This is a genomic window from Novosphingobium sp. KA1, from assembly GCF_017309955.1.
Taxonomy (GTDB): domain Bacteria; phylum Pseudomonadota; class Alphaproteobacteria; order Sphingomonadales; family Sphingomonadaceae; genus Novosphingobium.
The window spans coordinates 3449674-3473120 of sequence record NZ_CP021247.1; the positions used below are offsets into that span (position 1 = coordinate 3449674).

The window sequence follows — 23447 nt, forward strand, 5'->3', positions numbered from 1 at the left end:
ATGCCTCAGCTGCCTCCGAACTCGCTCAGCGCAGGCGTGCCCGGCTCACCCGGGGTGCCCTGCCATACCAGCACAGGCTTGCGCGCGGCGAGCGTTTCGTCAAGCCGGCGGCGCGGCGCGAAGTGCGGCGCGCTGTGCAGGCTCTGGTCGCCGTCCTTGGCGCGCTGGGCAAGGCTGCGCAGCGAAGCGATGAAGCGGTCGAGGCCCGCCTTGCTTTCGGTCTCGGTCGGCTCGACCAGCATCGCGCCCTTGACCACCAGCGGGAAGTAGACCGTCATCGGGTGGAAGCCCTCGTCGATCAGGCCCTTGGCGATGTCGAGCGTGGAGAAGCCCTCGGCGAGCCCGGCATCGCTGAACAGCGCCTCGTGCATGCACGGGCCGCTCTTGGCGAAAGGCGCCGGCAGCAGGTCCTCGCACGAACGCAGGACGTAGTTGGCATTGAGCACCGCATCCTCGGCAACCTGACGCAGACCGTCCGCGCCGTGGCTGAGGATATAGGTCAGCGCGCGGGTGAACATGCCCATCTGGCCATGGAAGGCGACCATGCGGCCGAAGGCCTGATCGTGACCCTCGCCCCGGTTCTCTTCCTCGACGAGGTGGATGCGGCCATCGTCCCCGCGGCTGACGAAGGGCAGCGGCGCGAAGGGCGCCAGCGCTTCGGACAGCACGACCGGACCCGCACCGGGACCGCCGCCGCCGTGGGGCGTCGAGAAGGTCTTGTGCAGGTTGATGTGCATGGCATCGACGCCGAGGTCGCCCGGGCGCACCTTGCCGACGATGGCGTTGAAGTTCGCGCCGTCGCAGTAGACGTAGCCGCCGGCGGCGTGAACCGCGTCGCCAATCGCCTTCATCTCCGGCTCGAACAGGCCGCAGGTGTTGGGGTTGGTGATCATCACGCCGGCCACGTTGGGCCCGAGCTTCGCCTTGAGCGCCTCGACATCGACGCGGCCTTCCGGGGTCGCCGGGATCGACTGCACCTTGAAGCCCGCAAAAGCCGCGGTTGCCGGGTTGGTGCCGTGGGCACTTTCCGGCACCAGCACCACGTCGCGCTTCTCACCGCGCGCGTCGAGCGCGGCGCGGATGCAGAGCAACCCGCACAGCTCGCCGTGCGCGCCTGCCTTGGGGCTCATCGCCACCGAGGCCATGCCGGTGAGCGTGATCAGCCAGTCGGCCAGCTGCTCGATCACTTCCAGCGCGCCCTCGACCGTCTTCTGCGGCTGGAGCGGGTGAACGTCGGCAAAGCCCGGCAGGCGGGCCATCTTCTCGTTCAGGCGCGGGTTGTGCTTCATCGTGCACGAACCGAGCGGGAACGGCCCGAGGTCGATTGCATAGTTCTGGCGTGACAGGCGGGTGTAGTGGCGCACCGCTTCCGGCTCGGTGAGGCCCGGAAGCGCCGGGGCCGCCTTGCGCAGGAACTTCGCAAGACCCGAGGCAACGGGGCGCGTCGGGGTGTCGAGATCGACACCGCACTTGGCCGAGGAACCGAGTTCGAAGCTGAGCGCCTCTTCCAGCATCAGGCCATAGTCGCCCGAGGCGGTCTTGAAGACAGCGCCCTCACCGGCTTCGCCCATCTGGGGGCGCCAGCCGCTTGCGTTTACCGCGTTCATGCCAGCACTCCTTCAAGCTCACGGGCAAAGGTTTCGATATCCTCGTCGGTCACGGTCTCGGTCGCCGTCACCAGCAGGCCGTTGTGCAGATCGCTGTCCTCGGGGAACAGGCGGCCGAGCGAGACGCCGCCCAGCACCTTGCGGTCGGCAAGGTCCCGCACGACTTCGCGGGCGTCACGCGGCAGCACCACGGTCGCCTCGTTGAAGTAGGCCTGGTTCAGCACCGTCACGCCCGGCACCTTGGCCAGACGCTCGATCAGGGCCTGCGCCTTGTCGTGGTTCACGGCGGCCAGCTGGGCCAGGCCCTCACCGCCCAGCAGGGTCAGGTGAATACTGAAAGCCAGCGCGCAAAGCCCTGAATTCGTGCAGATGTTGCTGGTCGCCTTCTCGCGGCGGATGTGCTGTTCGCGCGTGGAAAGCGTCAGCACGAAGCCGCGCTTGCCCTCGGCGTCCACGGTCTGGCCGCAGAGACGGCCCGGCATCTGGCGCACGAACTTTTCGCGGCAGCCGAACAGGCCCAGGTACGGACCGCCGAACTGCAGGCCGACGCCGATCGACTGGCCTTCGCCCACCACGATGTCAGCGCCCAGCGCGCCCGGCGCCTCGATCATGCCCAGCGCCACCGGCTCGGTGACCACGGCGATCAGCAGCGCGCCCTTGGCATGCGCGGCATCGGCAATCGCGGCGAGATCGGGAATGCGGCCCATCACGTCCGGGTACTGGACGACGACGCAGGAGGTCTTGTCGTCAATCGCGGCGATCACGGCGGCATCATCGGCCTCGGCCACCAGTTCGGGCTTGAGGCTGACGATCTCGTCCTCGGTGAACTTGGCCATCGTGCGCACGACTTCGGCGTAGTGCGGGTGCAGACCGCTGGACAGCACGGCCCGGACCTTGCGGGTCACGCGGCTGGCCATCAGGATCGCTTCCCAGCACGCGGTCGAACCGTCGTACATCGAGGCATTGGCAATGTCGGTGCCGAACAGGCGCGCGACCTGCGTCTGGAACTCGAACAGCACCTGCAGCGTGCCCTGCGCGATTTCCGGCTGGTAGGGCGTGTAGGCGGTGAGGAACTCGCCGCGCTGGATCAGGTGATCGACCGAGGCCGGAACATGGTGGCGGTAGGCGCCCGCACCGATGAAGAACGGCGCCGTGCCGGCCGAGAGGTTCTTGGCCGCGAGGCTCGCCATGTGGCGCTCGACCGCCATTTCGCTGGCGTGGGCAGGCAGGCCTGCGATCGGGCCGGACAGGCGGGCTTCGGCGGGCACGTCGATGAAAAGATCATCGACACTGGCGGCGCCGATGACGCCGAGCATCTCGGCACGGTCGGCCGGAGTCAGGGGAAGGTAGCGCATGGGGTTTCCTGGTCAGAAATCTCGAGGATCCTCACCTGCAAGGAGAGGTGCCTGAGGAAAGGCGGAGCCCGGAGGGCTGACGGAGGGGCAAGCTGCCCGCGGCGTGGAACCACGCCGCGGGCCGGAATACCCCTCCACCACCGCTTGGCGGCGGTGCCCCTCCCCCTCAGGGGGAGGATCGAAGGCTCAGAGGCTTTCGACATAGTCCTTGTAAGCCGCTTCATCCATGAGCGCTTCCAGTTCGGAAGCGTCCGACAGGGTGATGCGGAACAGCCAGCCGCCGACTTCGGCGTCGGTGTTCACCAGTTCGGGCTGATCGGCCAGAACTTCGTTGGCTTCGGCGATGGTGCCGGAAACCGGGGTGTAGACGTCCGAAGCGGCCTTCACCGAATCGACGACGGCAACCGAATCGCCCTTTTCGAACGTCGCGCCTTCGGCGGGCAGGTCGACAAAGGTGATGTCGCCCAGCTGGCCCTGTGCGTAGTCGGTGATGCCCACGGTGCCGAGGTCACCCTCGATTTCGATCCACTCGTGTTCCTGCGAGAAATAACGGGTCATGGGAGAGTTCCTCAGCGGTGATAGCGATTGGGGACAAAGGGCATGGCTGCGACGGTGGCGCCCAGCTTCTTGCCCCGGATGTCGATGGAAAGGGCCGTGCCGTCCGCGGCAAGCGCCGCGTCGACATAGGCCATGGCAATGGGATGCTGGAGCGAAGGCGAGAAACCGCCTGAAGTGACGACGCCAACCTCCTGTTCACCATGGAAAACCTTGGCGCCTTCGCGCGCGGCCTGACGGCCTTCGAGCGTGAGGCCGATGCGCTTCTGGGCCGTGCCCTCGGCAAAGTCGCGCTGGACACGCGCCGCGCCGGGGAAACCGCCTTCGAGGCGGCGGCGCTTGTTCACGCCGAAAGCAAGACCGGCTTCGACCGGGCCGCGCTCGGGGTCCATGTCGTGGCCATAGAGCGGCAGGCCGGCTTCAAGACGCAGCGAATCGCGCGCGCCAAGGCCGATCGGCTTCACTTCAGCCTGGGCCAGCAGCAGGTCCGCCACCTCGGCAGCGGCATCGCCGGGAATCGAGATCTCGAAACCGTCCTCGCCGGTATAGCCCGAGCGGCTGATCCAGGCCTCGACGCCGCCCAGCGTGAAGCGCCCGCTCTTCATGAAGGTGAGCGCGGCAACGCCCGGCGCCACGCGCTCCAGCGCATCGACCGCCTTGGGCCCCTGCAGCGCCAGCAGCGCGCGGTCATCGAGGTGGTTGAGCGTCACGTCCTCGGGCAGCAGTTCGTGGAAGACGGCGATGTCGTCCCACTTGGTCGCGCCGTTGACGACAACGTAGAAGCCGTCTTCCTGGCGGGTGACCATGAGATCGTCGAGCACGCCGCCGTTCTCGTCGAGCAGCAGCGAATAGCGCACCGAGGCGAGCTTGAGGGTCGAAAGATCGATCGGCAGCGCCGCTTCGAGCGCGGCGTCGACACCCTCGCCGGAAATGAACAGCTGGCCCATGTGGCTGACGTCGAACAGCCCGGCGCTCTCACGCGTCCACAGGTGCTCGGCCATGATCCCTTCGTACTGGACGGGCATCATGTAACCGGCGAATTCGACCATGCGGCCGCCGTGATCGCGGTGCCAGCCATCCAGCGGCAACAGCATCGGCGCCAGTTCTTCGGGTTCCTGATCGGAATCGGAAATCGGGTATTCGCTCAAGACATGACTCCGCACAGTTCGGCACACCATTCCAGGTGCCCCCTCTGTCACGGAAACCTGAGAGCTTCCCTTGGCGCGCCCATGACAGGCAGGCCAAAGTTACACCGTCGGCGGCCTCATTCCAAAGGAATGAGACACTTTCCAGAGTCTCGCTATCGACGCTGCGCGGTCCTTTTGCCTGAGAGATTCCGGGGCGGTTGCTCCTTCGGCGCCCACTTCATCCCAAATGCGGCCTAGGCCGCACATGCGAATCGGCAGGTCTCTCCCGCGCTGTCAGCGATGCCTTGTCCCTTGGGTGACCGGTGCGTTTGTGTCAACGCCGCTTGCGCTGCAGTGCCGCACAATTTCGCGCAAGGCGCCGCCGCAACCCCCGGCCCGTCCCACCTATCTTTGCGCCCGGCCCAGCACGCGCATCATCGCTGCGTGCTCGTGAATGAAGCGGCCGCGCGTCTTCTCGGCGCTCAGCGCGAGGATCACCTCGGTAAGGCGGCGTACCGTGATCGAGCGGAATTTCGAGAACCGGCCATGCAGCACGGTGGCATCCGCGAGCGGGTTCAAGACTTGCGCCAGGCTTTCCAGCGGGCGGCTCTCGCGGCGCGGGCCGCGCAGCAGACCGGGGCGCAGGATGTCGAGGCGGCGGAAACCCAGCTTGTGGACAGCATCCTCGACGTCGCCCTTGGTGCGCAAGTAGAGGTTGCCGCTCGCCCGGTCGGCGCCGACCGAGGAGACGAGGATGAAATGCGCGATCCCGGCGGCGCGGGCGGCATGCGCCACCTCCAGCACGAGGTCGTGATCGACCGCCCGGAACGCCTCGTCACTGCCCGCCGCCTTGCGCGTGGTGCCGAGCGCGCAGACCAGCACCTCGGCCCGGGCGGCGGCGATGAGCGCAGGCCACTGGTCGCTATCGCCCACCAGCACTTCCATTCGCGCACCTTCCGGCAAGGGCACCTCGCGCCGGGCAACACCGACCACACGCACATCGGCGCGCGCGACGCTGCCGGCGATCACCGCCTGCCCGACCAGCCCGCTCGCCCCGACGAGGCAAAGCCGCCGTACAGGCGTTGCGGCTTCAGACATTGCGCAGCCCCTCCGGCGTCGATCCGTAGATCCGCGCGTGACAGGCGATGGCGTAGCGGTCGGTCATGCCGGCGATATAGTCGGCGATATGGCGGCTGCGCTGCGGCTCTTGGCGCGGCAAGCCGTCGATCCAGCTTTCCTCCATCAGCACCGGCTCCTGCGAATAGGCGGCATAGAGTTCGGCGATCACCGCCCGCGCGCGGCGCGCGGTTTCGAGCTGTTCGGGGTGGTAATAGAGCTTCTCGTACATGAAGCGCTTGAAGGCCCGCTCCCCCTCCTCGACGTCCGGCGAGAAGGTGACCAGCTGACGCCCCGCGGTGCGCACGTCGTGCACGCTCTCGATGCCGATGAGGTTGGCCCTGGTCTGGGCGATCAGGTCGTTGACCATAAAACCGATCTGGCTGCGGATGAGCTCCGCCAGTTGCCGGCTGCGCGCCACGCCCGGGAAGCGCCGCTCCACCTCGCGCCAGCGCGCGGCGACAAAGGGATGCGCCAGCAGTTCGTCGAGATCGAGGAACCCCGCGCGCAGGCCATCGTCGATATCGTGGTTGTCGTAGGCAATGTCGTCGGAAAGCGCCGCCACTTGCGCCTCCAGCGAGGCATAGGAGCCGAGTTCGAGGTTATAGGCCGCATCCAGCTCACCCAGCGCCCAGTTCGGCGCGGTGACCGGGCCGTTGTGCTTGGCCAGCCCTTCCAGGGTCTCCCACGTCAGGTTGAGCCCGTCGTGCTCGCAATAGGGCGTCTCGATGCGCATCAGCGTGCGCAGGCAATTGGCATTGTGGTCGAACCCGCCCGCCTGGTGGAGCGCGGCGTCGAGCGCCTCCTCCCCCGCATGGCCGAACGGCGGATGACCGATATCGTGCGCCAGCGCCAGCGCCTCGCTCAGATCCTCGTCGAGCCCGAGGATGCGGGCGATGACACGCGCGATCTGGGCGACTTCCAGGCTGTGGGTCAGGCGCACGCGATAATGATCGCCGTCGGGCGCGATGAAGACCTGGGTCTTGTAGCGCAGGCGGCGGAACGCGATCGAATGGATGATGCGGTCACGGTCGCGCTGATAGGCGCTGCGCGGCCCGCGCGTGCCGCTGTCGTCGGTCAGGAACTCGCGCCCGCGCGTGCGAGCCGGATCGGATGCGTAAGGAGCGAGGGTCAAGCCTTGGTCTTTCCTGGAGCTAGGTCGTGAACTCATCAACGGCACCATCGAGGTTTGAGGCAAAATGGTTCAGCGCCAGGAAGGAAGGCGTAGGAATATGTCCATATTTCAAGGCTTCCTGACGCAGCGATGGACCATTTTGGTCAAACCCCGAAGGGGCGTCCAAATGGCTTCCATCTCGAACCGAACCGGCCTTGGACGGGCATCCAGCCCGCCCGGCGGACGCTTCGGTCCGATATGTTCGCCATTTGAGCGCCTCGATGGTGCCATGGCCGAACGGCGGATGACCGATATCGTGCGCCAGCGCCAGCGCCTCGCTCAGATCCTCGTCGAGCCCGAGGATGCGGGCGATGACACGCGCGATCTGGGCGACTTCCAGGCTGTGGGTCAGGCGCACGCGATAATGATCGCCGTCGGGCGCGATGAAGACCTGGGTCTTGTAGCGCAGGCGGCGGAACGCGATCGAATGGATGATGCGGTCACGGTCGCGCTGATAGGCGCTGCGCGGCCCGCGCGTGCCGCTGTCGTCGGTCAGGAACTCGCGCCCGCGCGTGCGAGCCGGATCGGATGCGTAAGGAGCGAGGGTCAAGCCTTGGTCTTTCCTGGAGCTAGGTCGTGAACTCATCAACGGCACCATCGAGGTTTGAGGCAAAATGGTTCAGCGCCAGGAAGGAAGGCGTAGGAATATGTCCATATTTCAAGGCTTCCTGACGCAGCGATGGACCATTTTGGTCAAACCCCGAAGGGGCGTCCAAATGGCTTCCATCTCGAACCGAACCGGCCTTGGACGGGCATCCAGCCCGCCCGGCGGACGCTTCGGTCCGATATGTTCGCCATTTGAGCGCCTCGATGGTGCCGTTGATGAGTTCACGGCCTAGAAATTTCCCGCCGCCCTAGAGCATTTCGAGTGGCGGGGGAAACACCTGACTTGCAACCGCTTCACGTGGCCAGACCGGTCTTGCACAGCGCCGCCGAGGACGTGGTGACAAGGATCACCTCGCTATCGTCCACCGACTTCACCGCACGCACCCAGGCGCCCAGCGTGGGCTTGTCGCCCTCCAGCTTCTGCAGCTTGACGATCTGGATCAGGTTCAGCCGCTTCATCATGCGCCTGGTCATGCAAGTGGCGACACGGTTCGACATGCCATTCTCGATCAGTGCCGAATGCAGGCGCCAGGCCGCATAGAAATGCGCGCCGACAACCAGAACCACGACAAGACCCGCAAGCAACAGGATTCGCTTCAACATACGCATGCCGCGCCCTTAGCGGCTCATCCTCAATCCGCCAGCGCCTTGTTGATGTCCTCGACCATCTTCTTGGCGTCGGCCAGCAGCATCATCGTCTGGTCCATGTAGAACACGTCGTTGTCGACGCCGGCATAACCCACGCCGCCCATCGAGCGCTTGACGAAAAAGATCGTCTTGGCCTTCTCCACGTCGAACACCGGCATGCCGTAGATCGGCGAGGACTTGTCGGTACGTGCGGCCGGGTTCACCACGTCGTTGGCGCCGATGATGAAGGCCACGTCGCACTGGGCGAACTCGCCGTTGATGTCCTCCAGTTCGAAGACCTCGTCATAGGGCACGCTGGCTTCGGCCAGCAGCACGTTCATGTGCCCCGGCATGCGCCCGGCGACCGGGTGGATCGCGTACTTCACGTTGACGCCGTGCTTCTTCAGGAGATCCGCCATCTCGCGCAGCACATGCTGCGCCTGCGCCACGGCCATGCCATAGCCGGGAATGATGATGACGTTCTCCGCCTCCTGCATCAGGAAAGCCGCGTCTTCCGCCGATCCGCGCTTCCACGGGCGCTGCTCCCTTGCCTCGCCGCCGCCCGCCGCGTTCTCGGCGCCGAACCCGCCGGCGATCACCGAGATGAAGCTGCGGTTCATCGCCCGGCACATGATGTAGCTGAGGATCGCGCCGGAGGAGCCGACCAAGGCGCCGGTCACGATCATTGCCGTGTTGTGCAGCGTGAACCCCATCGCTGCCGCCGCCCAGCCCGAATAGGAATTGAGCATCGAGACAACCACCGGCATGTCCGCCCCGCCGATCGGGATGATCAGCAGGAAACCGATGACAAAGCTCAGTGCCACGATCCCCCAGAACAGATGCGGCGTATCGCCGTGGAACAGGCTGACCAGCACGATGATCGCCAGCAGCGCGGCCAGATTGATCGAGTGGCGCGCGGGCAGCAGGATCGGCGCCCCGCTCATGTTGCCGTTGAGCTTGGCAAAGGCGATCACCGAACCCGAGAACGTGATCGCGCCGATGGCAACGCCCAGCCCCATCTCGATCCGGCTTCCCTTGAGGATGTCCAGCCCGCCCGCCTCCAGGATGCCGAAGGCCGCCGGATTGTAAAAGGCCGCCACGCCCACCAGCACCGCGGCCAGGCCGACCAGCGAGTGGAACGCCGCCACAAGCTGCGGCATCGCGGTCATCTGGATCTTGCGCGCCGTGGTGAGGCCGATCACCGCGCCGATCGCGATGGCGGCAAAAATCTCCAGAAACCGCCAGCCGTCGATCTGGACTTTATAGTCGGTCCCGATCGCCGTCACGGTGGGCACGTGCGTCAGCAGCGTCGTCACCACGGCAATCGCCATGCCCGCCATGCCGTAGCGGTTACCCCTGCGGCTGGTCGCGGGTGAGGAAAGCCCCCGCAGTGCGAGGATGAAGCAGATACCGGCGATCAGGTAGGCGACCGCCACCCAGGGGTTCACCGCGTGGGCCTCCATCACTTCGTCTCCCTGGAGGCCGGCTTGTCCTTCTTCTTGTACATCGCCAGCATGCGCGCGGTGACGGCAAAACCGCCAAAGATGTTGATGCTGGCCAGCATGACCGCGCCCAGCCCCAGCCACTTCGATAGCGGCGAGCCCGGCGCCGCGCTCGCCACAAGAGCGCCGACGACGATCACCGAGGAGATCGCATTGGTCACCGCCATCAGCGGCGTATGCAGCGCCGGCGTCACCGACCAGACGACGTAATACCCCACGAAGCAGGCCAGCACGAAGATCGAGAGGATCGAGACGAAGTCCATGGCTAGTATTTTCCCTCCCCAGGATCGCGAACTATTCGAACCGCCAGATTTCCGTCGGCCAACTTGCGATAGGCGAACACCCCACCCATGAACTCGGTCAGTTGCTCGCTATCGGTCAATTTGATCTTGGGCGCCCCCTGCTTGCACTCATCTGACCGCCCGATGCACCAAGTCAGCATGCCCTGCCCAAAACGAATTTCGTAATATCCCCAAGGCTCTAGCGCGTTGATGCTACCCTTGAACCACCCGTCGAGCCTGCCATCCTGATCCAGATCGACAAGGCATATCGGCGACTTCCCCATCCCCCCTACGCCGGCCTTGACAAGGGCGCGGTTTGCACATGCGATCAGACGATCTGCGGTTGCGGCCGTCATGACCGTGCCGCTGCGCAGAACGATCCCTGTTTCGGGAAGCGGCACATCGGTCGCCAGCACTACGGCCTTCGCAGGAACCGCTTTGCCGCCGACCCAAGGGCCGTATTTGTCTACGGTTATCGAACGTTCAGCCCCTGCATCCGGGACGAGAAGGGTCTCAAATAGGTACCTGATCGATCCGGTATCAGTTTTGACCTGCGGCCAGACATTTTGCGGGAGAGCCAGCATCGCTATTGCGAGTCCAAAAGCGATGGCCCTCACCCCAACAGCCTCTCGTTCACCACCTTGCCGCCCCGCGTCAGCCGGATGGCATTGCCGATCTCCTCGTCAAGTACCGGCCTACCCTGCTCCTTGTCCCAGAACGCCGAGATGAAATTGAACAGGTTGCGCGCGAACAGCGCCGAAGCGTCAGCGGGCAGATGCGCGGGCGTGTTCGAATAGCCGACGATCTTCACCCCGTGGCGCACCACCACCTGGTCCGCCTCGGAACCCTCGACATTGCCGCCTTGCGACACTGCCAGATCATAGATCACACTGCCCGGCTTCATCGTCGCGATCTGCGCGTCGGTGATGAGGCGTGGTGCCGCCCGGCCCGGAATGAGCGCCGTCGTCACCACAATGTCCTGCTTGGCAAGGTGCCCGGAAACCAGCTCGGCCTGTGCCTGCCGGTACTCCTCGCTCATTTCGGTGGCATAGCCTCCGGAGCCCTCCCCCTCGATCCCCGCCACGGTTTCGACAAAGATCGGCTTGGCGCCCAGCGACAGGATCTGCTCTTTCGTGGCCGAGCGCACGTCCGTTGCCGAGACTTGCGCGCCAAGGCGGCGGGCGGTGGCGATCGCCTGCAATCCGGCAACGCCCACGCCCATAACAAAACACTTGGCCGCCGTGACCGTGCCGGCCGCCGTCATCATCATCGGGAAGGCCCGGCCGTAGAGATTGGCGGCGACCAGCACCGCCTTGTAGCCCGCCAGGTTCGATTGCGAGGAGAGGATGTCCATCGACTGCGCGCGGGTGATGCGCGGCATGAATTCCATCGCCAGCGCCTCGATACCGGCTGCGGCGTAAGCATCCACCCGCGCCCGGTTCCCGAAGGGATCGAGCCCGGCCGCCACCCATGCCCCAGCCTTCGCGCCGGACAGCAAGGCGGGATCCGGGCCCTGCACGCCAAACACCACATCCGCGCCGGCAATCACCTGCGCCGCCGGGCCGACTTCGGCCCCGGCCGCCGCATAGTCGTCATCGCCGATGCTGGCCGCAAACCCTGCGCCCGTTTCCACCGCGACACTTGCGCCAAGCGCGATGAGCTTCCTGACGGTCTCCGGCGTAGCCGAAACCCGCGTTTCACCCGCCGCCCGCTCTTTCAGGACGGCGAAGCGCGTGCCCGCCACCGGGCGGCTCAGGACGCGATCAGGCCGACGACGAGGACAACGATCACCAGCACGACTGCCGTGCCCCAGACCGTCGCCTTGATGAAGCTGTTGTAGGTTTCGGTAGCTGCCTTGATGTCCGTGCCGGAAGCCATCAGATGAAATCCCCTGTTGCGCGCCTTGGCGAGGTCCGCCGCTTTCAAAAGCGTTGTCATTCTTGTGTTATTGCCGATGGTCTAACCTTGCAGGGCGCCGGGCTCAAGGGCCTTGGCATCGCGATGGCGCCGGATTGATGCCATTTCGGATCGAACTTGAGACTGGAGACTCCCTTAAGGTTCAACAATCGGCTAGCCCTGAACGCGGCGTCAGGCTTAAGTTGCTCTTTACCGGTTTGACCTAAGTCTCTGGCACCACAACAAGGGGGCGCAAGAACAAGCGTAAGAAATGGCGGATTCCGAACAACGCCTCCTCATGCTGATCGACGACGAACCTGCGCAGAGCCGCCTCATCTCGGCGCTGGCGGCGCGGGAAGGTTGGCGCACGCTGATCGCCCGTGACCCCGAAACCGCGATCGCCACGCTCGGCACCCGCCAGGGCATGCAGCTTTCCGCCATCGTTCTCGACCAATGGGTACCGGGCGACGATGCCTGCGCGCTGATCGCCGAACTCAAGGTGCGCCGCCCGGCATTGCCGATCCTGATGCTCACCGCCAATACCTCGCCGCTGCTGGCGGTGGAGGCGATGCGCGCGGGCGCGACCGACTATCTGGTCAAGCCCATCGCGCCGGACCGGCTGATGCACGCGCTGCGCTCGGCCACCACGCGCGAAGCCCCGCGCGACGAACTGGCGCCGCTGACCGAGAAGATGCCCTCCACCCCCGATTTCGAATCGATGATCGGGGCCTCGCCCAATTTCCGCAAGGCGCTGGCGGTCGCCGCCAAGGCCGCGCGCGGGCACGGCCACGTGCTGATCGAAGGCGAAAGCGGCACCGGTAAGGAAGTGCTGATTCGCGCGATCCACGCCGCCAGCCCCCGCGCCAAGTCGCCTCTGCGGATCGTCAATATCGCCGGACTGGCCGCCAACTCGATCGAATCCAACCTGTTCGGCCACGAAAAAGGCGCCTTTCCCGGCGCGTTCGAACGGCAGATCGGCGCCATGCAGCATTGCGACGGCGCCACCATCGCGCTCGACGAGGTGGACCGCCTTCCCCTCAGCGTCCAGGAACGCCTGCTGGAATCGCTGCGCAAGAACGACGTGCGCCCGATCGGCGCGCGCCATTCGTTCCGGGTCGACGTGCGGGTCATTGCCGCCAGCAACATGCCCTTGCAGGACCTTGTCGATGTCGGCGAATTCCTGCCGGACCTGCTGGAACTGCTCTCGCCCACCAAGGTCGAGCTGCCGCCGCTGCGCGAGCGGACGGGCGACATCCCCGCCCTCACCCGCTTTTTCCTCGCCCGCATCGGCGAGCAGCCGGGCCTCAGGGAACTGGGCATCACCGACGGCGCCCTCTCGCTGCTTGCCGCCTATGACTGGCCGGGCAACGTCCGCCAGCTCCAGGCCGTACTGTTCCGCGCGGCGGTATTCTGCGACGGCGATGCGCTGACTTCGGACGATTTCCCCCAGCTTCTCAGCATCCTCGGCACCGATTCGTCGAGCGTGGCGGCCAATCCGCGCCAGGAAAGCTCGGGCGTCATGCTCTACACGCCGGACGGCCACTTGCGCCCGCTGGAGGATATCGAGGCGGACGTGATCCGTCTCGCCATCGGCCTGTATCGCGGACGCATGACCGAAGTCGCGCGCCGGCTCGGGATCGGCCGGTCCACGCTCTATCGCAAGCTCAGCGAACTCGGCATCGACAACGCGGCCTAACGATAGGCGGCATAACGATAGGCGGCCCCGGAGCCGTAGCTCCGAGGCCGCCGCCCCTTGCGGGGCTGCCCCCAAGGGGATTGCAGGCGCCATACCAGGCTGCGGTGATGCAGAGGCATCAGCCGCCTGGAACGCTAAGGCGCCGCGCGGGCTTGACCAACCTGCGATCAGTCAAGCCTAGCGCAGGCTGAGATTACAGCGCTTCGAGATAGACCTGCGGCACGCGGTAGCCGCGCTTGGCCATGTACTTCACGTACTTGCCGCGCTCATGCGAAAGCTCGGTGGCATATTCGCTGTAGGCATCGCGCTGGTCCTCGATGTCGCTGGCGCGGCGCAGATCGCTGGCGAGTTCCTTGCGGCTCTCGTTCACGTTGATGCGATAGTCATACCACTTGCTGTTCTGGATCCCGCCGATCGGGCTCTGGATGATACGGGCTTCCTCGCCGCGCGCCACTTCCTTTTCGTACATCGTCGGCACGGCGATCGCGGCACCGGCGGGAACGAGGGCCATCGCAACCAGTGCGGTGCGGAAAATCGTCTTCTTCATGGGGACTTCTCCCTTGGCTTCGTGTGGTCGGTTCGATGGAGAAACGAGCCGAAACACGATTTTGCTCAAGCCGGAGAGACGAACCGGGGCGCCGGGCGGACGATCCGAAACCGGACGCGGCCATGCGGTCACCAGGCGACACAACAGGCGCGCGCATTCATCCGGGGGCAATCCCGGGTTCATCCGCCAGCCAGTTTTGTCGCAGAAATCAGCGCGGGAGCTGGCCGAAATCGGTCAGTGCGGCGTCGCGCAGGCCGCGCCAGACGTGGACCGCCTGCACCGTCTCGCGCACATCGTGGACACGCAGGATATGCGCGCCCGCATCCATCGCCCTGATCGCCAGCATCAGCGAGCCGCCGAGCCGGTCATGCGCGGGCGCCTCGTTGGAAAGCGCGCCGATCATGCGCTTGCGGCTGGCACCGACGTAAAGCGGATGGCCAAGGCCGTGGAAGATCGCGAGGCCGTTCATCAGCGCGAGGTTCTCGGCCAGGGTCTTGCCGAAGCCGACGCCGGGGTCGAGCATGATGTTCTCGGGCCGGATGCCCGCGGCCAGGCACTCGTCCCGGCGCCGTTCGAGCCAGTCGTAGACGTCCAGCACCACGTCGGCGTAAGTGCCGTTGGAATGGAGGTCGTCCGCCTTGCCCGGCGCATGCATCAGCACCACCGGCGCGCCCGATGCCGCCGCGAGTTCGACGCTGCGCGGATCGTAGCGCAAGGCCGAGACGTCGTTGATGATATGCGCGCCCGCTGCCAGCGTGGCTTCCATCACCGCCGGTCGGCGGGTGTCGACACTGATTGCAGCCCCCATGGCGACAAGCTGCTCGACCATCGGCACCACGCGCCTGATCTCATCGCCTTCCCACACCGCGCCGGCGCCAGGACGGGTGGATTCGCCGCCGAGGTCGATCATCGCCGCGCCCGCTTCGAGCATGGCGGCGGCATGACCGGAGGCGACATCGGGCTTGTCGAGGAACGCGCCGCCGTCCGAGAAACTGTCCGGCGTCATGTTGAGGATGCCGGCGACTTGCGGCTGTTCGAGGCGGATCGTGCGCGCACCGCCGCCTGCCAGCTTCAGCTGGAGCGGTGGGTGGATCTTCTTGAAGTTTGCCCACTGTGTCTCGGCCGCAGCCGCCAGATCGGCCGGCAGCGCAGCCAGCGCAGCGGGCACATCGGCCGCGCCCAGCCGGTCGCGCGAGACCACCTTGCCGTTTTCCCGCACGATCAGCGCGAAGCGGCTGGCCCAGACCAGCGAACCGGCGAGACGGACGGCCTCGCCGTCCTCGCACTGCGGGCTTTGGGCGAAGGCGATGGGCTGGATGTAGATCTGGCGAGTCATGGAGCGGCCCTTAGCCTTTGCGCGGGCCACGCAGAACAGGTTTCGGGGCCCACCCCGTATTTTGCCCAATCACCTCTCGCTAAGAATGAACCGCCCTTCGATCGGTCTCGAAGGGCGGTTCAGAAGCCTCAGGGCTCGGTGGCCAGAATGTAAAGCTGGCGGATCGCGTCGATCGGCTTGACCTGACCTTCATGCTCGAGGTGCCAGAACGTCCAGCCGTTGCACGAAGGCGCGCCCTGGAGTTCCTTGCCAAGGCCGTGGATCGAGCCGGTCACCTTGTCCGCGGCCAGCGAACCATCGGCGCGCACCACAGCGCGGAAGCGGTTCTTCTTGTCCGAAAGCACCGTGCCGGGGGCGATCCAGCCGGTCTCGATCAGCGTGCCGAACGCCACCTTGGGCGCGGTGCGCTTCGACTGCATGGTCTTCAGGGCACGCTCGTCGAGCGGCAGCGCCATCTCGATGCGCTCCAGCGCGGCTTCGCGGTAGTCACCCTCACGCTCGCAGCCGATCCACTCGCGGCCGAGGCGCTTGGCGACGGCGCCGGTGGTGCCGGTGCCGAAGAACGGGTCGAGCACGACGTCGCCCTCGTTGGTGGTGGCCAGCATCACGCGGTAGAGCAGCGCCTCGGGCTTCTGGGTCGGGTGAACCTTGCGGCCGCCCTTCTTGAGGCGCTCGGCACCGTTGCAGATCGGCAGGACCCAGTCCGAACGCATCTGCAGCTCGTCGTTCAGCGTCTTCATCGCGCGGTAGTTGAAGGTGTACTTCGACTTCTCGCCCATCGAGGCCCAGATCAGCGTTTCATGGGCATTGGTGAAGCGGGTGCCCTTGAAGTTCGGCATCGGGTTGGCCTTGCGCCACACGATGTCGTTGAGGATCCAGAAGCCCATGTCCTGCATGATCGCGCCGAGGCGGAAGATGTTGTGGTACGAACCGATCACCCACAGCGAGCCCTCGGGCTTGAGCACGCGGCGGGCCTCGGTCAGCCAGTCACGGGTGAACTGGTCGTAGACGGCGAAGCTGGAGAACTTGTCCCAGTCGTTGGTGACAGCGTCCACATGGCTGCCGTCCGGACGCGACAGGTCGCCGCCGAGCTGGAGGTTGTAGGGCGGGTCGGCGAAGACCATGTCGACGCTGGCGTCGGGAATGGTGCGCATCGCCTCGATGCAGTCGCCCGGGATGATCTGGCCGAGGGGCAGCAGTTCCTTCGGCGTCGGCGCGGGTGCGCGAGCGCGGATCTTCTGCTTGACGAGTAGCTGGCCCATGTTTGCTCCGGGGAATTTGAACTGTGGATTGACTCCCCAATGAGTCTTTCGGGATTCACCGTCAAGCCGCGACTCGCCGGATTCCCTAGTGATTCACCTGTTCAGCACTATGGAACAAAACGAATCCCACACAAGATATCGAGTCATGAGGGAATCACCTGACTCAACATCTTGGGGTTCGCGACTCGGCAGCGACTCGCGCGATTCCGGCAAATTTTTTTATCAACACCGCCGCACGCGAAATGCACAGCTGCGTCATTGAACCTGGCCGAGTCCGGCAGGGCGCGATGAGATTCAAATCCCCGCGTAGTCGACCCCGGTCATCGCCGCGCTGATCTCCCAGAGCCGCCGCGCCGCGTCGGGATCGGTGGCGGAAGCCCTGCGCCTGGCCACGCCCGAGGGGCCGGAGAGTTCGCCAAAACGCTGCGGGCCGTAATATTGCCCCGGGTCGACCGCCCCCGTCGCCGCCTGCAAGGTCGGCCAGGCGCCGTCCTCGGCACTGTTGAGCACCCACCCCGCAATCGGGAAGAGCGCCCGGAACGCCAGCGAGTGGCGTCCCAGTTCGGTGGAAGCCACCCCCGGATGGCAGGCCAGGGCCGTGACCGGCGAACCCGCCGCGCGCAGGCGCCGGTCGAGTTCGTACATGTGCAGCAGGTTCATCAGCTTGCTGTCGCCATAGCGCTTGGAGCGGCTGTAGCCGCGATGCGCGTCGAGATCGTCCCAGTCGATCCTGCCGCGCCGGTGGGCAAGGCTGGCGGTAATGACAACGCGGCCAGCCTGAACGTCGGCGAGCTTGGGCAGCAGCAGCCCCGTGAGCGCGAACGTGCCGAGGTGGTTCACGCCGAACTGCAGTTCATGCCCCTGCACGGTCCGCTCCAGCGGCGGCACCATGACGCCGGCGTTGTTGACCAGCACATCGAGCCGGGGCTCGTCCCGCGCCACGATGCCTGCGCATTCGCGCACGCTGGCAAGGTCCGCCTGATCGAGCGGCACGAAGGCGAGATTGGCGCCGGGCACCTCCATGCGGATATGCTCCATGGCGAGCCGGGCCTTGTCCTCGCTGCGGCAGGCCAGCAGCACGCGGGCGCCGCGCGCGGCCAGCACTCTTGTCACCTCGAAGCCGAGGCCGGTATTGGCGCCGCTGACAAGGAAGCACTTGCCGGCCTGCCCGGTCACGTCGGCCGCGGTAAATCCCGTCACAACATCATCTCCAGTTGAGCGACCGGCGCGAAGCTGCGGCGGTGGTGGATGGTGGGCCCATGGACGCGCAGCGCCTCGAGGTGCTGGGCCGTGCCGTAGCCGGCATTGCGCTCCCAGCCGTAGTGTGGATGCACCAGCGCCAGATCGCGCATGATGCGGTCGCGGTGTTCCTTGGCGATGATCGAGGCGGCCGAAATGCACGGCTCCACCGCGTCGCCGCCAACGATGGCGCGGGCCTTCCAGCGCCACTCCGCCGTGCGGCCCTGCGGGGTCATGTTGCCGTCGATCAGGACCTCGTCCGGCTCCTCGCCCAATTGCGCGCAGAGCGCGGCGACCGCGCGGGTCATCGCCAGCATCGTCGCGCCGAAGATGTTGAGGCGGTCGATCTCCTCCACGTCCACCACGCCCACCGCCCAGCGGCAGCGGCGCTTGATCGCCTCTTCCAGTTCGGCGCGGCGCCGGGCGGAAAGCTTCTTGGAATCGTCCAGCCCCGCAGGCCGGGGCTTGCACAGCACGACCGCGCCCGCCACAACCGGCCCTGCCAGAGGGCCACGCCCTGCCTCATCCACCCCGATGATCAGGCGGCCCGGTGCGCTGGCGGCAAGGGATTTACTCGACGTGACCAAGCGGAAAAACTCCAGATCGTTCCTGGCTGCGGTATCGCCCGTCGCCTGCATCCTCGCAAGCTGCGGTGCGGCAGGCTCGGGGGATAAGGCCTCGGCGGCCGCGACCGAGGCGGCGCCCTTCAAGGTGGAACAGGTCGCCGCGTTCGACGAGCCCTGGGCGATGGACATCGACGCGGCCACCGGGGCCATGATCGTCACCGAGAAGAAGGGCGCGATCCGCCTGCGCCTGGCCGACGGCACCCTGGGCGAAGTCTCCGGCGCACCGACGGTCGCCTACGGCGGACAGGGCGGGCTTGGCGACGTGATCTTCGCACCGGGGCAAAGCGGCAAGACGCCGGCCAAGACCCTGGACGGCCGCGTGGTCTATCTCAGCTGGGCCGAGGCGGGCGAAGGCGAGACGCGCGGCGCCGCCGTCGGCAAGGCCACCCTCTCCTGCCCGCAGCCGGCAAGCTGCGCGCTGCAGGGCCTTCAGGTGATCTGGCGCCAGACCCCCAAGGTTTCCGGCGAAGGCCACTATTCGCACCGCCTGACCTTCTCGCCCGATGGCCAGTACCTCTTCGTCAGTTCCGGTGAGCGCCAGAAGTTCACGCCTGCTCAGGATCTTGGCACCAATCTCGGCAAGATCGTGCGCCTGCGGCCCGATGGCACGCCCGCCCCGGGCAACCCCTTTGCCGGTAGATCCGCCCCGACCAGCCAGATCTGGTCCTACGGCCACCGCAATGTCCTTGGCCTCGTGTTCGACGACAAGGGGCGGCTCTGGGATCTCGAGCATGGACCTGCGGGCGGCGACGAGATCAACCTGGTGAAGCCGGGGCAGAACTATGGCTGGCCGCTGGTTTCGGACGGCGACCACTATGACGGCAAGCCGATCCCGCGCCACAAGACCCGTCCCGATCTTGCCGCGCCGGCGATCAGCTGGAACCCGGTGATCGCGCCGGGAGACTTCATCTTCTATACCGGCGACCGCTTCCCGCAGTGGAAGGGCAAGTTCGTGATCGCCTCGTTCTCCGAACCCGGCCTCGTCACCGTGCGGATCGACGGCGAGAAGGCGATCGAGGAAGCGCGCTACCCGCTCGGCAACCGCATCCGCGAGATCCAGCAGGGCCTCGACGGATCGATCTGGCTGCTGGAAGACGGCCCGGCGCCGGATTCCGGGCACCTGCTGCATCTCACGCCGCCCTCGTGATCGCTACCGCACTAATCCCGCATTAGCCGAATTGAATCGACAAAGGCGCGCGCCAATCCTATCGGCGCGCGCCATGTCCGAAACCATCCCCGACACCGCCACGCTCATCCCGCTCGACAATGTCGATCCCGCGCTCGTCGAAGCCCTGCTCGACCGTGCGTTCGAGCCGGAGCGACACACGCGCACCGCCTACAAGGTACGCGAGGGGACCGAATGGCTGCCCGGCCTGTCCTTCGCCGCGCTCGACAGCGCCGAGATGCTGGTCGGCTCGATCCAGTGCTGGCCGGTGGCACTCACCGATGGCGAAGGCCGTGCCCATCCGCTGATCATGGTCGGCCCGGTCGCCGTGCTGCCCGAACTGCAGGGACAGGGCTTCGGCAAGGCGCTGGTCTCGGCCAGCCTCGCCGGGATCGACGCCCGCGCGCCGCTGCCGCAAGTGCTGATCGGCGATCCCGAGTACTACGAGCGCTGGGGCTTCACCAGCGAGGCCACCGGCGGCTGGAGCCTGCCCGGCCCGTTCGAGCAGCACCGCCTGCTGGTGCGCAGCGAAAATCCCGCCGTCCTCCCGCGTGAGGGCATGCTGGGGCCCTGGCTCCGCTAATTGGGCCTGCGCTAATTGGGCCTGCGCTGATTGGGCCTGCGCTGATCCACAGCAACCGGCCCGCGTTAAATCGCGGGCTGGACCTTGGCGCGGGCGTCCCTATCTGGCATCGCGATAGCCATGCCTTATGACGTGCCGCCCGATCTGAACGCGCTGACGCTCTCGCAAGCGGCCGAACTCATGGCCGCACGCAAGTTGCCGCCGGTGTCGCAGTGGTCGCCTGCGGTCATCGGCGACAGCGAAATGCGCATCGCGGCGGATGGCCGCTGGTTCCATCAGGGCGGTGAGATCCGCCGTCCCGCGATGGTCCGCGCCTTCGCCTCGCTGCTGCTGCGCGACGATGAGGGCCGGCACTGGCTGGTCACGCCCGCCGAAAAGCTTTCCATCGAAGTCGAGGACGCCGCCTTCATCGCCACCGACGTGCGCGCCGAGGGCGATGCGCTGGTTTTCCGCCTCAACACCGACGATCTTGTCATCGCCGGGCCCGACCACCCGATCCGCAGCCATGGCGATCCCGAAACCCCGGCGATCTACCTTTCCGTGCGCAACGGCACCGAAGCCCGCCTCAACCGCAGCACTTATGGCCAGCTTGCCGAAATCGCGTTCGCGGGCGGCGATCTGTCGGTAACCAGCCAGGGCGCGACGTTCGATCTGGTGCCGGCATGAGCCTGCTGTTCGACCGCCTGCGCCCGCGTTTCGAGGCCGCCCACAGGAACGCCCCGCCACAGCTCTGGCTCGATCCGCGCATCGAGAATATCCCGGAGTTCAAGCCCGCCGCCGTCCTCATCACGTTGACCGAGCGGGAAAAACCCGGCACCCTGCTGCTCCACCGCCCCTCCACCATGCGCGCCCATCCAGGGCAGATCGCGTTTCCCGGCGGCCGGCTGGATGACGGCGAGACCGCGATCGAAGCGGCGCTGCGCGAAGCGGACGAGGAACTGGGCATCCATCCGCGCGACGTGCAGGTGCTGGGCACCAGCGACGTCTACCGCACCGGCAGCGGCTACGAAATCACCCCGGTCCTCGCGGTGATCCCCGCCGACCTGCCGATCCACCCCAACCCGGCCGAAGTGGCGCAGTGGTTCGAGGCGCCGATGGGCTATCTCCTCGATCCCGCCAACCAGCAGCACTGCTCGGTCGAGTGGGAAAACCGCCACCACCGCTTTGTCGAGATCAACTGGCACGACCACCGCATCTGGGGCGTGACCGGGGCGATCCTTCACAACCTTTCCCGCAGGCTCGACTGGAATGACTGAACACTTGCCCGCCCGCATCGCACCCGAATGGATGCACCGGGAGGACATCGCCGCGCTGGTCGACACGCTGGGCGCGCAGAACGTCCGCTTCGTCGGCGGCGCCGTGCGTGACACGCGGCTCGGCCTGCCGGTGAAGGACATCGACATGGCCACCACGCTGGAACCGGACGAAGTGATGATCCGCCTCAAGCGCGCCGACATCCACCGCGTGCCGACCGGCATCGAACACGGCACCGTCACCGCCGTGCTGCCCGGCGGGCCAGTGGAGATCACCACCCTGCGCCACGACGTTTCCACCGACGGTCGCCGTGCCACCGTGGAGTTCGCCGAGGACTGGCGCGACGATGCCGCCCGCCGGGACTTCACGATCAACGCACTCTATGCCGATCCGCTGAGCGGTGAAATCGTCGACTATTTCGGCGGCCTTGCCGACCTTGCCGAGCGCCGCGTGCGCTTCATCGGCGACGCCCGCCAGCGCATCCGCGAGGATCACTTGCGGATCCTGCGCTACTTCCGCTTCCAGGCCCGGTTCGGGTCGCAACCGGCAGACGAGGAAGCCGAACGCGCCTGCTCCGAACTCGCCGCCACGCTCAAGGGCCTGTCCCGCGAGCGTGTGGGCATGGAGATGATGAACCTCCTCGGCCTGCCCGATCCCGCGCCGACCGTGGCGCGCATGGCAGAGCTTGGCGTGCTTGCCGTCATCCTGCCCGAAGCCGATCCCGCTGCCCTTGCCGCGCTGGTCGCTGCCGAGCAGGCACAGGACATCGGCCCCGATCCGCTGCGCCGTCTTGCCGCGCTGCTGCCGGCGCAAGTGCCGCTGGCCGAACAGGTCGCCTCGCGCTTTCGGCTCTCCGGCGCGCAGAAAAAGCGCCTGGCCCTCGCCGCCGCGCGCGAGGCCGAGCCCGGCGAAGCCCGCGCCCTCGCCTACCGCCTCGGCCAGGACGGCGCGCTCGACCGGCTGCTGATCGCCGGGGCCGACGCCGCATCGATCACCGGCTGGCAGATCCCCGCGTTTCCGCTGAAAGGCGGCCAGATCGTCGCTCGCGGCGTCAGCGCCGGGCCGCAAGTCGCCCGCCTGCTGCGCCGCGTGGAAGAGCGCTGGATCGCCGAAGGCTTCCCCGCGGCGGCCCGCGTCGATGCCCTGCTCGACGCCGAACTGGCGGAGCAGAACTCGTGAATCTCGGCGAACTATCCGAATTCCTCTACCAGAAGCCGCTGATGGCGCTGACCATCGCGGCGATCCTGGTCTCGATCCTGGCGGGCATGCTGACGGTGCGTTACCCGCGCCTCAGCCACGGGCTGCGCAATACCTCCTATCTGGGCCTCACCGCCGCACTGCTGCTGACCGTGGCCAGCCTCGCCGGCAATGCCCACCGCTCCGACGCCGCGCTCTGGCTCGACCAGTTGCGCCCGGCCACGGTGCAAGGCGCGCAGACCGTGCTGCCACTGCGCACCGACGGACATTTCTGGGTGGAAGCGCAGCTCAACGGCCAGCCGGTGAACTTCCTCATCGATACCGGCGCGACCTATACCGGCATCTCGCAATCCGTCGCCCAGCGCGCCGGGATCCTGCCGGACGACGGCGATCAGGGCGTGATGCTGGATACCGCGAACGGCACGATCGTCGCCCGCATGGCGACCGCCGGCTCGCTGCGCTTCGGCTCCATCGAGGCGAACGCGCTGCCGGTCGCCATCGGGCCGGACAACGAGGTGGAAACCAATGTGATCGGGATGAACCTGCTCTCGCAGCTCGGATCGTGGCGGGTGGAGAACAACCAGCTGATCCTGGTGCCCAAGGCTGCCGCTTCGGGCGGGTGAAGAAGAAAGGTTAAAGCAGGGGAGCGTAGCCTGAGCCGTCGCACACCCTCACAACAAACACCTCGTCGCCCCC

Annotated in this window: 24 protein-coding genes, 1 pseudogene and 2 riboswitches; of the genes and pseudogenes, 7 read left to right on the top strand and 18 right to left on the bottom strand. The window is 66.5% G+C overall.

Features of this window, described 5'->3' with window-relative positions; genetic code table 11:
* Nucleotides 1–5 precede the first annotated feature (5 nt).
* The 13 genes and pseudogenes from gcvPB to CA833_RS16640 form a co-directional block, all read right to left on the bottom strand.
* Nucleotides 6–1607 carry an aminomethyl-transferring glycine dehydrogenase subunit GcvPB gene (gcvPB, locus tag CA833_RS16580; RefSeq protein ID WP_207078669.1) on the bottom strand — a complete coding sequence of 534 codons (1602 nt, stop codon included), beginning with the start codon at nt 1605–1607 and terminating at the stop codon, nt 6–8.
* The gene (gene gcvPA / locus CA833_RS16585) at nt 1604–2962 is read right to left on the bottom strand and encodes an aminomethyl-transferring glycine dehydrogenase subunit GcvPA (RefSeq protein ID WP_207078670.1); all 1359 of its coding nucleotides are present in this window, start codon (nt 2960–2962) and stop codon (nt 1604–1606) included. The genes gcvPB and gcvPA overlap by 4 nt, the downstream gene beginning before the upstream one ends.
* Nucleotides 2963–3148: 186 nt before the next feature.
* Entirely contained in the window at nt 3149–3520 is a 372-nt protein-coding gene (gcvH, locus tag CA833_RS16590; protein WP_142633294.1) for a glycine cleavage system protein GcvH, read from the bottom strand.
* A gap of 11 nt (nt 3521–3531) precedes the next feature.
* Nucleotides 3532–4665, bottom strand: a complete 1134-nt coding sequence (gene gcvT / locus CA833_RS16595; protein ID WP_370584525.1) for a glycine cleavage system aminomethyltransferase GcvT — start codon at nt 4663–4665, stop codon at nt 3532–3534.
* Between the two features lie 34 nt (nt 4666–4699).
* Nucleotides 4700–4820, bottom strand: a riboswitch (glycine riboswitch).
* A 1-nt stretch (nt 4821) separates the two neighbouring features.
* Nucleotides 4822–4943, bottom strand: a riboswitch (glycine riboswitch).
* A gap of 106 nt (nt 4944–5049) precedes the next feature.
* Nucleotides 5050–5742: an NAD(P)H-binding protein gene (locus CA833_RS16600; protein WP_207078671.1), complete on the bottom strand. Its 693-nt coding sequence runs from the start codon at nt 5740–5742 to the stop codon at nt 5050–5052.
* A complete protein-coding gene (locus CA833_RS16605; protein WP_142633289.1) occupies nt 5735–6895 on the bottom strand; it encodes a deoxyguanosinetriphosphate triphosphohydrolase in 1161 nt (386 codons plus the stop codon). Before CA833_RS16605 ends, CA833_RS16600 begins: the two co-directional genes overlap by 8 nt.
* Before the next feature lie 258 nt (nt 6896–7153).
* A pseudogene (locus tag CA833_RS16610) lies at nt 7154–7520 on the bottom strand (HD domain-containing protein); the annotation flags it as partial.
* Between the two features lie 314 nt (nt 7521–7834).
* On the bottom strand, nt 7835–8149 hold the full coding sequence (locus tag CA833_RS16615; RefSeq protein ID WP_142633287.1) for a hypothetical protein: 315 nt from the start codon (nt 8147–8149) through the stop codon (nt 7835–7837).
* Between the two features lie 23 nt (nt 8150–8172).
* Nucleotides 8173–9630: an NAD(P)(+) transhydrogenase (Re/Si-specific) subunit beta gene (locus CA833_RS16620; protein ID WP_207080148.1), complete on the bottom strand. Its 1458-nt coding sequence runs from the start codon at nt 9628–9630 to the stop codon at nt 8173–8175.
* Complete coding sequence (locus CA833_RS16625; protein WP_142633283.1) at nt 9630–9932, bottom strand: NAD(P) transhydrogenase subunit alpha; 303 nt, start codon at nt 9930–9932, stop codon at nt 9630–9632. The genes CA833_RS16620 and CA833_RS16625 overlap by 1 nt, the downstream gene beginning before the upstream one ends.
* Nucleotides 9933–9934: 2 nt before the next feature.
* Nucleotides 9935–10534 carry a hypothetical protein gene (locus tag CA833_RS16630; RefSeq protein WP_207078674.1) on the bottom strand — a complete coding sequence of 200 codons (600 nt, stop codon included), beginning with the start codon at nt 10532–10534 and terminating at the stop codon, nt 9935–9937.
* Between the two features lie 29 nt (nt 10535–10563).
* A complete protein-coding gene (locus CA833_RS16635) occupies nt 10564–11694 on the bottom strand; it encodes an NAD(P) transhydrogenase subunit alpha (protein WP_207078675.1) in 1131 nt (376 codons plus the stop codon).
* An 8-nt stretch (nt 11695–11702) separates the two neighbouring features.
* Nucleotides 11703–11828, bottom strand: coding sequence for an aa3-type cytochrome c oxidase subunit IV (locus tag CA833_RS16640; RefSeq protein ID WP_142633277.1), 126 nt, complete (start codon nt 11826–11828; stop codon nt 11703–11705).
* A gap of 289 nt (nt 11829–12117) precedes the next feature.
* On the opposite strand from CA833_RS16640, the gene CA833_RS16645 reads away from it, so the two are divergent.
* Entirely contained in the window at nt 12118–13542 is a 1425-nt protein-coding gene (locus CA833_RS16645; protein ID WP_142633276.1) for a sigma-54 dependent transcriptional regulator, read from the top strand.
* A 193-nt stretch (nt 13543–13735) separates the two neighbouring features.
* On the opposite strand, the gene CA833_RS16650 is transcribed toward CA833_RS16645, so the two are convergent.
* From CA833_RS16650 to CA833_RS16670, 5 genes are all read right to left on the bottom strand, one after another.
* The gene (locus CA833_RS16650; protein ID WP_207078676.1) at nt 13736–14089 is read right to left on the bottom strand and encodes a hypothetical protein; all 354 of its coding nucleotides are present in this window, start codon (nt 14087–14089) and stop codon (nt 13736–13738) included.
* A 208-nt stretch (nt 14090–14297) separates the two neighbouring features.
* Nucleotides 14298–15425, bottom strand: coding sequence for a dihydropteroate synthase (folP, locus tag CA833_RS16655; protein WP_207078677.1), 1128 nt, complete (start codon nt 15423–15425; stop codon nt 14298–14300).
* A 128-nt stretch (nt 15426–15553) separates the two neighbouring features.
* On the bottom strand, nt 15554–16687 hold the full coding sequence (locus CA833_RS16660; protein WP_142633270.1) for a site-specific DNA-methyltransferase: 1134 nt from the start codon (nt 16685–16687) through the stop codon (nt 15554–15556).
* 294 nt (nt 16688–16981) lie between these two features.
* Nucleotides 16982–17887 carry an oxidoreductase gene (locus CA833_RS16665; RefSeq protein ID WP_207078678.1) on the bottom strand — a complete coding sequence of 302 codons (906 nt, stop codon included), beginning with the start codon at nt 17885–17887 and terminating at the stop codon, nt 16982–16984.
* Complete coding sequence (locus CA833_RS16670) at nt 17884–18513, bottom strand: ribonuclease HII (protein WP_242526158.1); 630 nt, start codon at nt 18511–18513, stop codon at nt 17884–17886. Before CA833_RS16670 ends, CA833_RS16665 begins: the two co-directional genes overlap by 4 nt.
* Between CA833_RS16670 and CA833_RS16675 the strand changes: the two genes are divergently transcribed.
* The 6 genes from CA833_RS16675 (at nt 18506) to CA833_RS16700 (ending at nt 23374) form a co-directional block, all read left to right on the top strand.
* A complete protein-coding gene (locus CA833_RS16675) occupies nt 18506–19699 on the top strand; it encodes a PQQ-dependent sugar dehydrogenase (RefSeq protein WP_242526159.1) in 1194 nt (397 codons plus the stop codon). The genes CA833_RS16670 and CA833_RS16675 overlap by 8 nt on opposite strands.
* Before the next feature lie 73 nt (nt 19700–19772).
* Nucleotides 19773–20300, top strand: coding sequence for a GNAT family N-acetyltransferase (locus tag CA833_RS16680; protein ID WP_142633263.1), 528 nt, complete (start codon nt 19773–19775; stop codon nt 20298–20300).
* A gap of 120 nt (nt 20301–20420) precedes the next feature.
* Nucleotides 20421–20966 carry a DUF1285 domain-containing protein gene (locus tag CA833_RS16685; RefSeq protein WP_142633261.1) on the top strand — a complete coding sequence of 182 codons (546 nt, stop codon included), beginning with the start codon at nt 20421–20423 and terminating at the stop codon, nt 20964–20966.
* Nucleotides 20963–21556, top strand: coding sequence for a CoA pyrophosphatase (locus tag CA833_RS16690; RefSeq protein ID WP_207078680.1), 594 nt, complete (start codon nt 20963–20965; stop codon nt 21554–21556). Before CA833_RS16685 ends, CA833_RS16690 begins: the two co-directional genes overlap by 4 nt.
* Complete coding sequence (locus CA833_RS16695) at nt 21549–22733, top strand: CCA tRNA nucleotidyltransferase (protein ID WP_207078681.1); 1185 nt, start codon at nt 21549–21551, stop codon at nt 22731–22733. Before CA833_RS16690 ends, CA833_RS16695 begins: the two co-directional genes overlap by 8 nt.
* On the top strand, nt 22730–23374 hold the full coding sequence (locus CA833_RS16700) for a TIGR02281 family clan AA aspartic protease (protein WP_207078682.1): 645 nt from the start codon (nt 22730–22732) through the stop codon (nt 23372–23374). The genes CA833_RS16695 and CA833_RS16700 overlap by 4 nt, the downstream gene beginning before the upstream one ends.
* Nucleotides 23375–23447 lie beyond the last annotated feature (73 nt).

What these genes read in the sequence shown, in the direction of transcription:
- CA833_RS16625 (WP_142633283.1), bottom strand. Translation starts at nt 9,932, where the DNA reads ATGGACTTCGTCTCGATCCTCTCGATCTTCGTGCTGGCCTGCTTCGTG.
- folP (WP_207078677.1), bottom strand. Translation starts at nt 15,425, where the DNA reads ATGACTCGCCAGATCTACATCCAGCCCATCGCCTTCGCCCAAAGCCCG.
- gcvPA (WP_207078670.1), bottom strand. Translation starts at nt 2,962, where the DNA reads ATGCGCTACCTTCCCCTGACTCCGGCCGACCGTGCCGAGATGCTCGGC.
- CA833_RS16640 (WP_142633277.1), bottom strand. Translation starts at nt 11,828, where the DNA reads ATGGCTTCCGGCACGGACATCAAGGCAGCTACCGAAACCTACAACAGC.
- CA833_RS16690 (WP_207078680.1), top strand. Translation starts at nt 20,963, where the DNA reads ATGAGCCTGCTGTTCGACCGCCTGCGCCCGCGTTTCGAGGCCGCCCAC.
- gcvH (WP_142633294.1), bottom strand. Translation starts at nt 3,520, where the DNA reads ATGACCCGTTATTTCTCGCAGGAACACGAGTGGATCGAAATCGAGGGT.
- CA833_RS16680 (WP_142633263.1), top strand. Translation starts at nt 19,773, where the DNA reads ATGTCCGAAACCATCCCCGACACCGCCACGCTCATCCCGCTCGACAAT.
- CA833_RS16615 (WP_142633287.1), bottom strand. Translation starts at nt 8,149, where the DNA reads ATGCGTATGTTGAAGCGAATCCTGTTGCTTGCGGGTCTTGTCGTGGTT.
- CA833_RS16685 (WP_142633261.1), top strand. Translation starts at nt 20,421, where the DNA reads ATGCCTTATGACGTGCCGCCCGATCTGAACGCGCTGACGCTCTCGCAA.
- CA833_RS16650 (WP_207078676.1), bottom strand. Translation starts at nt 14,089, where the DNA reads ATGAAGAAGACGATTTTCCGCACCGCACTGGTTGCGATGGCCCTCGTT.
- CA833_RS16645 (WP_142633276.1), top strand. Translation starts at nt 12,118, where the DNA reads ATGGCGGATTCCGAACAACGCCTCCTCATGCTGATCGACGACGAACCT.
- gcvPB (WP_207078669.1), bottom strand. Translation starts at nt 1,607, where the DNA reads ATGAACGCGGTAAACGCAAGCGGCTGGCGCCCCCAGATGGGCGAAGCC.
- CA833_RS16620 (WP_207080148.1), bottom strand. Translation starts at nt 9,630, where the DNA reads ATGGAGGCCCACGCGGTGAACCCCTGGGTGGCGGTCGCCTACCTGATC.
- CA833_RS16630 (WP_207078674.1), bottom strand. Translation starts at nt 10,534, where the DNA reads ATGCTGGCTCTCCCGCAAAATGTCTGGCCGCAGGTCAAAACTGATACC.
- CA833_RS16660 (WP_142633270.1), bottom strand. Translation starts at nt 16,687, where the DNA reads ATGGGCCAGCTACTCGTCAAGCAGAAGATCCGCGCTCGCGCACCCGCG.
- CA833_RS16695 (WP_207078681.1), top strand. Translation starts at nt 21,549, where the DNA reads ATGACTGAACACTTGCCCGCCCGCATCGCACCCGAATGGATGCACCGG.
- CA833_RS16600 (WP_207078671.1), bottom strand. Translation starts at nt 5,742, where the DNA reads ATGTCTGAAGCCGCAACGCCTGTACGGCGGCTTTGCCTCGTCGGGGCG.